12 protein-coding genes and 2 pseudogenes are annotated in these 12,673 nt (G+C 56.5%); 3 read left to right on the forward strand and 11 right to left on the reverse strand.

The features are described from left to right. The first annotated feature begins 168 nt into the window (after nucleotides 1–168). Nucleotides 169–1,719 carry a membrane-bound lytic murein transglycosylase MltF gene (gene mltF, locus LA04_RS18725; RefSeq protein WP_047652698.1) on the forward strand — a complete coding sequence of 517 codons (1,551 nt, stop codon included), beginning with the start codon at nucleotides 169–171 and terminating at the stop codon, nucleotides 1,717–1,719. On the opposite strand, the gene tadA is transcribed toward mltF, so the two are convergent. From tadA to murQ, 4 genes are read right to left on the reverse strand one after another with little or no spacing between them, the layout of a single operon-like run. Then, nucleotides 1,607–2,146, reverse strand: a complete 540-nt coding sequence (gene tadA / locus LA04_RS18730) for a tRNA adenosine(34) deaminase TadA (RefSeq protein WP_045888303.1) — start codon at nucleotides 2,144–2,146, stop codon at nucleotides 1,607–1,609. The two genes, mltF and tadA, sit on opposite strands and share 113 nt — an antisense overlap. 24 nt (nucleotides 2,147–2,170) lie before the next feature. Continuing rightward, nucleotides 2,171–2,806 (reverse strand): phosphatidylglycerophosphatase C, encoded by a 636-nt coding sequence (gene yfhb, locus LA04_RS18735; RefSeq protein WP_039263757.1) that lies wholly within the window; start codon nucleotides 2,804–2,806, stop codon nucleotides 2,171–2,173. Between the two features lie 3 nt (nucleotides 2,807–2,809). Beyond that, nucleotides 2,810–4,171: a PTS transporter subunit EIIC gene (locus LA04_RS18740; RefSeq protein ID WP_047652699.1), complete on the reverse strand. Its 1,362-nt coding sequence runs from the start codon at nucleotides 4,169–4,171 to the stop codon at nucleotides 2,810–2,812. Nucleotides 4,172–4,182: 11 nt separating this feature from the next. Further along, on the reverse strand, nucleotides 4,183–5,076 hold the full coding sequence (murQ, locus tag LA04_RS18745; protein WP_047652700.1) for an N-acetylmuramic acid 6-phosphate etherase: 894 nt from the start codon (nucleotides 5,074–5,076) through the stop codon (nucleotides 4,183–4,185). A gap of 117 nt (nucleotides 5,077–5,193) precedes the next feature. Between murQ and LA04_RS18750 the strand changes: the two genes are divergently transcribed. After that, complete coding sequence (locus tag LA04_RS18750; protein ID WP_023308844.1) at nucleotides 5,194–6,042, forward strand: MurR/RpiR family transcriptional regulator; 849 nt, start codon at nucleotides 5,194–5,196, stop codon at nucleotides 6,040–6,042. A 46-nt stretch (nucleotides 6,043–6,088) separates the two neighbouring features. After that, a pseudogene (locus tag LA04_RS23845) lies at nucleotides 6,089–6,211 on the forward strand (4Fe-4S binding protein); the annotation flags it as partial. On the opposite strand, the pseudogene acpS reads toward LA04_RS23845, so the two are convergent. From acpS to lepA, 7 genes and pseudogenes are all read right to left on the reverse strand, one after another. Continuing rightward, nucleotides 6,212–6,577 (reverse strand): annotated as a pseudogene (acpS, locus tag LA04_RS18755) (holo-ACP synthase); the annotation flags it as partial. It abuts the pseudogene before it with no gap. Continuing rightward, nucleotides 6,577–7,308, reverse strand: coding sequence for a pyridoxine 5'-phosphate synthase (pdxJ, locus tag LA04_RS18760; protein WP_047652701.1), 732 nt, complete (start codon nucleotides 7,306–7,308; stop codon nucleotides 6,577–6,579). The pseudogene acpS and the gene pdxJ, both read right to left, overlap by 1 nt. 33 nt (nucleotides 7,309–7,341) lie before the next feature. Beyond that, nucleotides 7,342–8,049 carry a DNA repair protein RecO gene (recO, locus tag LA04_RS18765; protein WP_047652702.1) on the reverse strand — a complete coding sequence of 236 codons (708 nt, stop codon included), beginning with the start codon at nucleotides 8,047–8,049 and terminating at the stop codon, nucleotides 7,342–7,344. A 17-nt stretch (nucleotides 8,050–8,066) separates the two neighbouring features. Beyond that, nucleotides 8,067–8,972, reverse strand: a complete 906-nt coding sequence (gene era, locus LA04_RS18770; protein WP_047652703.1) for a GTPase Era — start codon at nucleotides 8,970–8,972, stop codon at nucleotides 8,067–8,069. Next, nucleotides 8,969–9,649: a ribonuclease III gene (gene rnc / locus LA04_RS18775; RefSeq protein ID WP_003860711.1), complete on the reverse strand. Its 681-nt coding sequence runs from the start codon at nucleotides 9,647–9,649 to the stop codon at nucleotides 8,969–8,971. Before rnc ends, era begins: the two co-directional genes overlap by 4 nt. 222 nt (nucleotides 9,650–9,871) lie before the next feature. Then, the gene (gene lepB, locus LA04_RS18780; protein ID WP_023308848.1) at nucleotides 9,872–10,846 is read right to left on the reverse strand and encodes a signal peptidase I; all 975 of its coding nucleotides are present in this window, start codon (nucleotides 10,844–10,846) and stop codon (nucleotides 9,872–9,874) included. Nucleotides 10,847–10,861: 15 nt separating this feature from the next. Beyond that, nucleotides 10,862–12,661: a translation elongation factor 4 gene (gene lepA / locus LA04_RS18785; protein ID WP_047652704.1), complete on the reverse strand. Its 1,800-nt coding sequence runs from the start codon at nucleotides 12,659–12,661 to the stop codon at nucleotides 10,862–10,864. Nucleotides 12,662–12,673 lie beyond the last annotated feature (12 nt).

Raw genomic sequence — 12,673 nt, forward strand, 5'->3', positions numbered from 1 at the left:
GAAACCGTTTGCGTCGAAATAAAATTTTAACAATAGATGTGACCTGTCTCTCTAATTGGTTGCCAAGTGGCGCAAGTTTACGCAAAATGCCGCTCATTCAATGGCAAACCTTATGATTAACATGGCTACAGCAGACTGAGGCAACCGGCGTCGCAGAGAATTAACTAATTGAAAAAATTAAAGATTAATTATCTGCTCATCGGCATTGTAACGTTGCTGCTGGCAGTGGCCCTCTGGCCTTCCATCCCCTGGTTCGGCAAAGCCGAAAACCGTATCGCCGCCATTCAGGAGCGGGGGGAATTGCGCGTCAGTACCCTCAACTCCCCGCTGATTTACAGCGACATCAACGGCAAAATCATTGGCCTGGATTATGAACTGGCACAACAGTTCGCCGATTATCTTGGCGTGAAGCTCAAAATCACCGTCCGCCAGAATATCAACCAGCTGTTTGACGATCTCGATAACGACGATGCCGATATGCTTGCTGCCGGGCTGGTGTATAACAGCGAGCGCAGCAAGAACTACCAGCCTGGCCCGACCTACTACTCCGTTTCGCAGCAGCTAGTCTACCGCGTCGGGAGCCTGCGCCCGCGCTCGCTGGCTTCAATTAACGATCGGCAGCTGACGATTGCGCCCGGCCACGTGGTGATTGACGATCTGCGGGAGCTTAAGGAAAAGAAATATCCCGACCTGAGCTGGACGGTAGATCCGAAACTCGGCACGACGGAGCTGCTGGAGCAGGTAAAAGATCAGAAGGTGCCCTACACCATCGCCGATTCGGTCGCGATCAGCCTGTTCCAGCGGGTGCATCCTGAAATCGCCGTGGCGCTGGACGTCACCGACGAGCAGCCCGTGACCTGGTTTAGCCAGCTTGATGACGATCAGACCTTCTCTGCCGCGATGCTTGATTTCTTCAACACCATCAATGAAGACGGTACCCTGGCACGTCTCGAGGAGAAGTACCTCGGGCACGGCGATGACTTTGACTACGTTGACACCCGCAGCTTCCTGCGCGCGGTAGACAGCGTCCTGCCGGACCTGCAGCCGCTGTTCGAAAAATACGCCCAGGAGATTGACTGGAAACTGCTGGCGGCTATTTCGTATCAGGAATCCCACTGGGATACCCAGGCCACGTCGCCCACGGGCGTACGTGGTTTGATGATGTTAACCAAAAATACCGCGCTGAGCCTGGGCGTGAACGATCGTACCGACGCCGAACAGAGCATCAGCGGCGGCGCGCGCTACCTGCAGGATATGATGGCTAAAGTACCGGAAACGGTGCCGGAAGAAGAGCGGATCTGGTTTGCGCTGGCGGCCTACAATATGGGCTACGCGCATATGCTTGATGCGCGAGCGTTGACGGCCAAAACGAAAGGTAACCCGGACAGCTGGTCAGACGTGAAGCAGCGGCTGCCGCTGCTGAGCCAGAAGCCATGGTATAACAAGCTGACATACGGCTACGCGCGCGGACATGAAGCCTACGCCTACGTGGAAAATATCCGTAAATATCAGATTAGCCTGGTCGGGTATCTGCTGGAGAAAGAGAAAGAGGCGACGGAGGCCAAACGGCTGGCTCAAAGCTACCCGGTCGTGGCGCCGGACGAGCTTAATCGTCCGACAGCTTCAGTTCTGCCTTTTGCTGCTTTTTCTGCTGACGGCGCATTCGAAAGAAATCGCTTAATAGCCCCGAACACTCTGGTGCAAGCACCCCACCGATAGTCTTCACCTGGTGGTTCATGCCCGGGTGACCCAGCACGTCCATCAGCGAACCGGCCGCACCGGTTTTTTCATCCCGCGCCCCGAAAACCAGAGTCCCGATCCGGCTGTGGACCATCGCCCCGGAGCACATCACGCACGGCTCCAGCGTCACATACAGCGTGGTATCAAGCAGACGATAGTTTTGCAGCACCAGCCCTCCCTGACGAAGCGCCATGATTTCGGCATGCGCAGTAGGATCGTGGCGACCAATAGGACGGTTCCACCCTTCGCCAATCACCTGGTTGTTATGAACCAGCACCGCGCCCACGGGCACTTCGCCCTCGTCCCATGCGCGTTGAGCCAGCGTCAGCGCATGGCGCATCCAGTATTCATGATTGTGTTCAGGGTTGGACAAAGGCTGATACTCCAGTCGAAAAGCGGGCGGCATTATACACGCCCGTTTTAGAGAAGACTATTCGAGTTGCTGAAGTTCGCCTGATGGCGTGACGCGCCAGCGGTGCTGGCAAAAATAGAGCAGCGGGTTGTCCTGCTTGCTGTCGCTGTAGCCGCTGTACAGGCGCAGCGGCGTACCGATGCGTTTCTCCAGCTGGACCACTTTTTCATGCCCCAGGCAGCGCAGGGTCAGCACCCAGCCGCCGTAACCGCGGGCAATTTGCGTGGCGATAAGATTCACGCGCGGAAGCCAGGGGGTATCAAAGTAGACCTGCTCCACAAGCGTCTGCGGGGAGCCTGTAATCAGCCAGATGTCGGCATCGTTCGCGTCGAGGTAGCTGGTCAGGCGCGCCTGTACAACAGGAAAGGCGGCAACGTGACCGCGAAACCAGTGCGCAAAATCCTTTTCGAGCTGCTTGAGCCGCGCTTCGCTGTGCCCAAACGTACATCCCCACAGCAGCAGACTCATCGGCCATCGCGCCGCCCGGCCTTTCACCAGCAGCGCGATCCCGATAACCGGTAAGAGCGGCAGCACGAGCAGCGCATTCAAAGGCTGACGCCGCAACAGGTAACGCATAAACGTTCCAAACATATCCTGCTGATGCAGCGTTCCATCCAGATCGAAAAAGACAACGCGACGCGCGTGATTTGCCAAACCTTACTCCTCTGGGTCGTTGAATCCTAATAGCCAGGTAAAAAGGAACCCGGCGATCACCGCTACTAAATAGCCTAACAGATAGAGCATGACTTTTCCGGTCACGATGGTTAATGCCAGCGGTAAACCGGAAAGCCCAAAGTTGATAACGGTAGCGACTTTCCAGTAGCTGATCAGCGCCCCGCCTACCGCACCGCCCAGACACGCGGCGAGGAACGGTTTACCCAGCGGCAGCGTAACGCCGAAAATCAGCGGCTCGCCAATACCGAGCAGGCCAACCGGGAGTGCGCCTTTTATCATTTTTTTCAGACGCGCGTTGCGGGTTTTCATCAGTACGGCAATCGCCGCGCCGACCTGCCCCACGCCCGCCATCGACAGGATAGGCAGCAGCGCGTTGTAGCCGTGAGCCTGCACCAGCTCGACGTGGATGGGAACCAGCCCCTGATGTAGCCCCGTCAGCACTAACGGCAGGAAGGTACCGGAAAGCACAGCGCCCACTAACAGGCCGCCGCGGTCAATAGCCAGAGACGCACCGTGAGCGATGGCTTCAGAGATCCACCCGCCTAACGGCTGGAGGGCCACAATCGCTACGCTACCGGTAATCAGCGTGGTCAGCAGCGGGTTGAGAATCAGCTCGATCGACCCGGGCAAAACCGCGCGCAGCCTTTTCTCGATCCAGCACATCAGGATGACCACCAGCAGCACGGCGATCACCCCACCGCGCCCGGGCTGGAGCGCCTCACCAAACAGCGTGATCTGCGCCAGCTGCGGGCTGGACAAGATGCCCGCCATAACCCCGCCCATCGCCAGCGATCCACCAAACACCTTCGCGGTATTCACCCCGACGAGAATGTTCATGATGGCGAACACAGCGCTGCCGAAGATCCCCAGAATCCCCAGCAGGTTCGGATACTGCGTGGCGAAATCCCCCACAATATCCGGTCGCTTGAGGATATTGATGATCCCGGTGATCAGGCCTGAGGCAATAAACGCCGGGATCAGCGGAATAAAGACGTTTGCCAGCTGACGCAGCGCATCGCTCATGGGGGCTTTATATTTGGCCTTCGCCTGCGCCCTGGTGCGTTCCGCATCGTTAATCGACGCGCTCGCGTTAACGCCCATCAGCGCGCGCATGGCATCGACAACCTGCGCCGCTTTCCCTGGCCCGACGATCAGCTGATGCTGCTGCCCCTGTTTCACGTAGCCGCTGACGCCGGAAAGCGCCTTCAGACGCTGCACGTCGAGCTGGTCGTCGTTATGCACCTCGACGCGCACGCGCGTCATGCAGTTTTCGAGACGCTGAATATTTTTTTCCCCACCAATCCCCTGCAGGATATCGCTGGCGAGCGCTGCTGTTTTGTCCATAGACGCCTCTGTTAGTTTTCTAATGCTGCCCGTAAGAAGCCGCTATGCGCATCGAGTTTGGCTCTCGCGGCCGCCGCATCCAGCCCGCTCAGGATCATCAAAATGGCCGGTTTAACATCGTGATCGGTCTGCTTGAGTACCGCTTCAGCCTCTTCACGGCCTGCCCCCGTCGCCTCCATCACCATGCGGCAGGCTCTGTCCACCAGCTTGACGTTGGTGGCCTGCATATCCACCATCAGGTTCTGATACACCTTGCCGAACTTCACCATCGCGCCGGTGGAGATCATATTGAGCACCAGCTTTTGCGCGGTCCCGGATTTAAGGCGCGTGGAGCCGGTGAGCGCTTCCGGCCCGACAACCGGAGAGATAGCGATAGCGGCCACCTGCGCAATCGGTGAGCCAGGGTTACAGGAGATGGCCACCGTCGTGCAGCCGGTCCGGTTGGCATATTCCAGCCCGCCAATGACGTACGGGGTGCGCCCGGATGCCGCCAGCCCAACCACCAGATCCTTCGCGGTCAGATTCAGATCCTTCAGGTCATCCTCGCCCAGCTGTGCATTGTCTTCCGCTCCTTCAACGGCTTTCAGCAGCGCGCCGGGTCCACCGGCAATCAGTCCAACGACCAGACCGTGCGGAACCCCAAAGGTTGGCGGGCATTCTGACGCATCCAGCACCCCAAGACGCCCGCTGGTGCCCGCCCCCATGTAGATAATACGGCCGCCGGCCTTGAGGGCTTCCGCCGCCGCATCGACCGCTTTCGCCACCTCGGGTAATGTCTCTTTCACTGCCTGCGCGACCAGCGTATCCTGTTGATTAAAGCGGTTAACCAGCTCCAGGGTGGAGAGCGCATCCAGATCCATGGTTTGCGGGTTACGCGTTTCAGAAACAAGTGAGCCAAGATTCATTTTTGTACCTCAAGAATTTTTAATTCATAATAATCACACTATAATGGAATATAAAATTCATTCAGGCGAGCAAAATTCGTATTTGCGCAGATAATCACATTTTCGCCAGGAGACCCTATGAACTGTTTAATTCGCATCCGCCAGCGCTACGCAGGCTTTGCCCAAAGCGACAAGAAGCTGGCGGATTTTCTGCTTTCTCAACCCGACCATGCACGCCATCTCAGCTCGCAGCAGCTGGCGAGTGAAGCCGGCGTGAGCCAGTCCAGCGTGGTGAAGTTTGCCCAGAAGATTGGCTTTAAGGGGTTCCCCGCCCTCAAGCTGGCGATCAGCGAAGCGCTGGTGAGCAACCCCAACCCGCAGTCCATGCCGGTGCATAATCAGATCCGCGGCGATGACCCGATGCGGCTGGTTGGCGAAAAGCTCATCAAAGAGAACGTGGCGGCTATGCACGCGACGCTCGATGTAAACACCGAAGAGAAGCTGCTGGAGAGCGTGGCGATGCTGCGCGGCGCGCGGAGGATCATTCTGACCGGTATCGGTGCGTCCGGACTTGTGGCGCGTAACTTTGGCTGGAAGCTGACGAAAATTGGGCTTAACGCCATCGTCGAGCAGGATATGCACGCCCTGCTGGCGACCGTACAGGCGATGGATCCTGACGATCTGCTGCTGGCCATCTCCTACTCCGGCGAGCGCCGTGAAATCAATATGGCGACCGATGAAGCGCTGCGCGTCGGCGGTAAAATTCTGGCGATCACCGGTTTTACCCCGAATGCCCTGCAGCAGCGGGCAACGCGCTGTTTATATACCATTGCCGAAGAGCAGGCCACGCGCAGCGCGGCTATCTCGTCCACCAGCGCGCAAATGATGCTGACGGACCTGCTGTTTATGGCGCTGGTGCAGCAGGATCTGGAGCGCGCGCCCGAGCGCATTCGTCACAGCGAAGAACTGGTAAAGAAACTGGTTTGACGCGTATAATGCCCGCCCAGTTTGTGTTGTTTCTGAGAATTTCCTGATGGCGCTGTTAATTACCAAAAAATGCATTAATTGCGATATGTGCGAGCCCGAATGCCCGAACCAGGCGATTTCGATGGGCGACAGCATCTATGAGATTAACAGCGACCGCTGCACGGAATGCAACCGTTGCGCTGGCATAGTGGCGTTCATCTGCGATCGTCACGTGCATGTGATTCACCCCTAGCTTTTCCGCCAGCTTTTGCGCTTCTCCCCACAGACGCAGGCTCGGTTTGCCCAGCTCATCGTTAAACACTTCGAACTGGTTAAACGCCAGGCCGTTACGAATGCCGGTCCCGAAGGCTTTGGCTGCCGCCTCTTTTACCGCAAAGCGCTTTGCCAGAAAGCGCACCGGCTGCTGATGCGCTTCCCAGATGGCCCACTCGTTATCGCTCAGCACGCGTCTTGCGAGGCGATCGCCGCTACGGGCGATCACCGCTTCAATACGGGCTATTTCAACGATATCGGTGCCTAAGCCCAGAATGGCCATTACTGACGCGCTTCCTGCATCAGGCGTTTCATTTCTGAAACCGCCTCTTTCAGGCCGCTCATCACCGCACGGCCAATGATGGCGTGGCCGATGTTCAGCTCGTGCATTTCCGGCAGGGCGGCAATGGCCTTCACGTTGTGGTAGGTCAGGCCGTGACCGGCGTTAACCTTAAGTCCCAGGCTTGAGGCATACGTGGCCGCTTTGGCAATGCGATCCAGCTCTTTCGCCTGTTCGGCGTCATTTTTGGCATCGGCATAGCAGCCGGTGTGGATTTCGATATACGGCGCGCCCACGTCGGCCGCCGCTTTAATCTGGGCGAAATCGGCGTCGATAAACAGAGAAACCAGGATACCGGCATCCGCCAGGCGCTTGCAGGCATCGCGCATTTTGTCGAGCTGACCGGCCACATCCAGACCGCCTTCGGTCGTGACCTCCTGGCGTTTTTCCGGCACCAGGCAGCAGAAATGCGGCTGGGTCTCGCAGGCAATGGCCAGCATCTCTTCGGTGACCGCCATCTCCAGATTCATACGGGTGTCCAGCGTCTGACGCAGAATGCGCACGTCGCGATCGGTGATATGGCGACGGTCTTCGCGCAGGTGAACGGTAATGCCGTCGGCGCCAGCCTGTTCAGCGATAAACGCTGCCTGAACCGGATCGGGATACGCCGTGCCGCGCGCATTACGCAGCGTGGCGATGTGGTCGATGTTGACGCCTAACAGTAATTCAGCCATGACAATCCTCGGTTTTCTTTTCGATTCTGTGGTCTAACGTTTCGGCACAAACTGCCTGAATAATTCGCGGCTCTTTAAGGGCTTGCCGCCAAGATACGGCTTGAGGGCAATCCGGGTAAAGCGTTTTGCTGCGCGCAGGGTATCTTGATCGGGAAACTCGCGCTCATACAGCGCCCGGAGCTGGCGCCCGGTAAAGGTGCTGTTGTCGATCACGATACTGGCAATGAAGCCTTTTTCTTCACGGTAGCGGTAGGTCATGGTGTCTTCTACCTCATCCCCGCTGCCCGCGCAGTGCAGAAAATCTACGCCGTATCCGAGGTGGCCCAGCAGCGCCAGTTCAAAACGACGCAAGGCGGGTTCGGGCGTGCCGGATGCGCCAGCCAGCGCCTGGATACAGTGCAGATAATCGAAGAAAAGTTCAGAGAAGCGGGTCTCATGCTCAAGAACCCGTGAGATGAGTTCGTTGACATACAGACCGCTGTAGAGCGTGATGCCGGAAAGAGGAAGCGCCAGAGAGACGGCTTCGGCACTGCGCAAGGTTTTCACTTCCCCTCGCCCACCGAAGCGTACCAGCAGCGGCGTGAAAGGCTGTAGGGCACCTTTCAGGTTAGAACGTTTGGAACGTGCGCCTTTCGCAACGAGGCGCACGCGGCCCGACTCTTCCGTGAAGACGTCCAGCATGAGGCTGGTTTCGCTCCAGGGACGACTATGCAGGACAAAGGCGCGCTGCCATCCATCCATATGCTCGTCGTCTTAAGTTACTGGTCTTCGCCGTAACCGAGGCTGCGCAGAGCACGCTCATCATCGGCCCAGCCAGATTTCACTTTCACCCACAGTTCAAGGTGAACCGGCGCTTCGAACATCTCCATCATGTCCTTACGGGCTTCAATGCCGATGGTTTTGATCTTGGCCCCTTTGTTGCCGATCACCATCTTCTTCTGCCCTTCGCGCTCAACGAGGATCAGGCCGTTAATGTCGTAGCCACCGCGCTCGTTGCTCTGGAAACGCTCGATCTCCACCGTCACAGAGTACGGCAGTTCAGCACCCAGGAAACGCATCAGCTTTTCACGGATGATTTCAGACGCCATAAAGCGCTGAGAGCGATCGGTGATGTAGTCTTCCGGGAAGTGGTGAATCGCTTCCGGCAGATGCTTACGCACGATGCCCGCGATGGTGTCCACGTTCAGGCCGGTCTCAGCGGACAGCGGAACGATGTCGAGGAAGTTCATCTGGCTACCAAGCCACTGCAGATGCGGCAGCAGGTCGGCCTTTTCCTGCACGTTATCAACTTTGTTGACCGCGAGGATGACCGGCGTTTTGCCGTCACGCAGCTTGTTCAGCACCATCTCGTCGTCCGGCGTCCAGCGGGTGCCTTCCACAACGAAAATCACCAGCTCTACGTCGCCAATCGAGCTGCTCGCCGCCTTGTTCATCAGGCGGTTGATGGCACGCTTCTCTTCCATGTGCAGGCCCGGGGTATCGACGTAGATCGCCTGATACGCGCCTTCAGTATGGATGCCGACGATGCGGTGACGCGTGGTCTGCGCCTTACGCGAGGTGATGGAAATCTTCTGCCCAAGCAGATTATTCAGCAGGGTGGATTTGCCAACGTTCGGACGTCCGACGATGGCAATAAATCCGCAATAGGTTTTATCTTCGCTCATTCCAGCTCCAGCATTTTTAACGCCTGTTCGGCGGCAGCCTGTTCAGCCTTACGACGGCTTGAACCTGTGCCTACCACCGGTTCACTCAGGCCACTGACCTGGCAATGGATGGTAAATTCCTGATCGTGCGCTTCGCCACGCACCTGCACCACCAGATAAGACGGCAGCGGCAGATGACGACCCTGCAAATATTCCTGCAGACGCGTTTTCGGATCTTTTTGTTTATCGCCCGGGCTGATTTCGTCCAGACGGGTCTGATACCAGTTCAGGATCAGCTTTTCTACGGTCTGGATATCGCTGTCCAGGAACACACCACCAATTAATGCTTCGACCGTATCGGCAAGAATAGATTCACGACGGAAGCCGCCGCTTTTCAGTTCACCCGGCCCAAGACGCAGACATTCGCCCAGCTCAAACTCGCGCGCGATTTCCGCAAGGGTATTACCCCGAACCAGCGTGGCACGCATGCGGCTCATATCCCCTTCATCCACACGCGGGAAACGGTGATAAAGCGCATTCGCAATCACGAAACTTAAAATAGAGTCGCCTAAAAACTCGAGACGCTCATTATGTTTGCTGCTGGCACTGCGGTGGGTTAATGCCTGTTGCAACAACTCCTGATGATGAAAAGTGTAGCCCAGCTTCCGTTGAAGCCGATTAATTACGATGGGGTTCATGCGATACCAATAAATGAATGCGTCAAAAATGCAGCACACGAAACCGACCTGAGAAAACCAACGCGGTTTCGTGTGCCGTGGCACCCTTGCAGGGCCAACCTTAAACTTCGGGGGAATATTCTATACACAACGACAGGGGATGTCGTTAGTTCGAAGAGATTTATCGTGGAAATAATTCACGTAGCCGCTAATTAAAGCGGCTACGCGTTCATTTATTGAGAATTAATGGATTCCGCCAATACGATTCAGGCGTACACCGGTCGGCCATTCGCCTTCCTGCTTCTCAAAACTCATCCAGATGGCGGTGGCTTTGCCGACCAGATTCGCTTCCGGCACAAAGCCCCAGTAACGGCTGTCCGCAGAGTTATCGCGGTTGTCACCCATCATGAAGTAATGTCCTGGCGGTACAATCCAGCTCGCCAGCTGCTGGCCCGGCTGGCGATAGTACATACCCAGCTGATCCTGCGCGATTGGCACGGTGAGAATTCGGTGCGTCACATCGCCCAGCGTCTCTTTGCGCTCAACCAGACGGATGCCGTCCTCTTTGGTTTCACCTTTCGGTACCTGGAAGAACCCGCTGGTCGCTTCGCCACCGTTACGACGGGCAAAGGTCTGCACAAAATCACTTGGCTCAACGTTTGAGTAAGTGATTGGCAGCGCGTTTTCACATGCGGTACCGGAGCTGCAACCCGGCTGAACGGTAACTTCTTTCGCAACCGGATCGTAAGTGACTTTATCACCCGGCAGACCTACCGCACGCTTGATGTAGTCCAGGCGCGGATCTTCCGGATATTTGAACACCACGATGTCGCCACGTTTCGGATGACCGGTTTCGATCAGCGTTTTCTGGTAGATAGGATCTTTAATGCCGTAGGCAAACTTCTCAACCAGAATAAAATCACCAATCAGCAGCGTTGGCATCATTGAACCTGATGGAATTTGGAACGGCTCGTAAATAAACGAACGTACCACCAGCACAATCGCCAGCACCGGAAATACCGAAGCGCCCGTTTCCAGCCAGCCCGGTTTCGGGCCGACTTTCTTCAGGGTTTTCGCGTCAATCCCATCACCAGTGGCTGCCTGAGCGGCAGCCTGACGTTCACGACGTTTTGGGGCGAAGATAAACTTATCCAGACACCACAACAGACCTGTCACCAGGGTAGCAATGACCAGGATCAGGGCAAACATGTTCGCCATGCCAACTCCTTAGGGTTATTTGCCGTCTTTACCAACATGAAGGATGGCAAGGAATGCTTCCTGCGGCAGCTCGACGTTACCGACCTGCTTCATACGCTTCTTACCTTCTTTCTGCTTCTGGAGCAGCTTTTTCTTACGGCTGACGTCACCGCCATAGCACTTCGCCAGAACGTTTTTACGCAGCTGTTTCACGGTTGAACGCGCGATAATGTGGTTGCCAATCGCCGCCTGAATCGCGATATCGAACTGCTGACGTGGGATCAGATCTTTCATTTTCTCAACCAGCTCGCGGCCACGGTACGGCGCATTGTCGTTGTGGGTGATCAGCGCCAGCGCATCCACACGCTCGCCGTTGATCAGCACGTCCACACGCACCATGTTGGAGGCCTGGAAGCGTTTGAAGTTGTAATCCAGTGACGCATAGCCACGGGAGGTCGACTTCAGACGGTCGAAGAAGTCGAGTACCACTTCCGCCATCGGGATCTCATAGGTCAGCGCCACCTGGTTACCGTGGTAAACCATGTTGGTCTGCACGCCACGCTTCTCAATACACAGCGTAATTACGTTACCCAGGAATTCCTGCGGCAGCAGCATGTGACACTCTGCGATAGGCTCACGCAGCTCCTGAATGTTGTTCAGCGGCGGCAGCTTGGACGGGCTATCGACGTAGATCACTTCTTTCGAGGTGGTTTCAACTTCATAAACTACGGTCGGCGCCGTGGTGATCAGATCCAGATCGTATTCACGCTCCAGACGCTCCTGAATGATCTCCATGTGCAGCAGACCGAGGAAACCACAGCGGAAGCCGAAGCCCAGCGCCGTTGAGCTTTCTGGCTCATAGAACAGGGAGGCATCGTTCAGGCTCAGTTTACCGAGCGCGTCACGGAAGTTTTCGTAGTCGTCAGAGCTGACCGGGAACAGACCGGCGTAAACCTGCGGTTTCACCTTTTTAAAGCCTGGCAGCGCTTTATCTGCCGGGTTACGGGCGCCGGTCAGGGTATCGCCCACCGGCGCGCCGAGGATGTCTTTAATGGCGCAGACCAGCCAGCCTACCTCGCCGCATCTCAGCTCGGTACGGTCAACCTGTTTTGGCGTGAAGATGCCCAGACGGTCGGCGTTGTAGACCTGTCCGGTACTCATTACCTTAATTTTTTCGCCTTTACGCATGGTGCCGTTTTTAATACGCACCAGAGAGACAACGCCCAGATAGTTATCGAACCACGAGTCGATAATAAGCGCCTGCAGCGGGCCATCCGGATCGCCTTCCGGGGCTGGAATGTCACGTACCAGGCGTTCCAGCACGTCGGTCACGCCCACACCGGTTTTCGCGGAGCAGCGCACGGCATCGGTCGCGTCAATGCCGACAATATCTTCAATCTCTTCCGCTACGCGTTCAGGATCGGCGGCTGGCAGGTCGATCTTGTTCAGAACCGGCACAACTTCGAGATCCATTTCCATCGCGGTGTAGCAGTTTGCCAGGGTTTGGGCTTCAACGCCCTGCCCGGCATCCACCACCAGCAGCGCACCTTCACAGGCCGCGAGCGAGCGTGAAACCTCATAGGAGAAGTCAACGTGGCCTGGGGTGTCGATAAAGTTCAGTTGATAGGTTTCACCATCAGCCGCTTTGTAATCAAGCGTAACGCTCTGCGCCTTGATGGTGATACCGCGTTCGCGTTCCAGGTCCATGGAGTCCAGAACCTGGGCTTCCATTTCACGATCAGACAGGCCACCGCAAATCTGGATAATACGGTCAGACAGCGTCGACTTACCGTGGTCAATGTGAGCAATGATCGAAAAGTTACGTATGTTCTTCATATAGTTAAATAA

The sequence above is a fragment of the Enterobacter sp. UCD-UG_FMILLET genome, assembly GCF_000762975.1.
In the GTDB taxonomy this organism is placed as follows: domain Bacteria; phylum Pseudomonadota; class Gammaproteobacteria; order Enterobacterales; family Enterobacteriaceae; genus Enterobacter; species Enterobacter dykesii.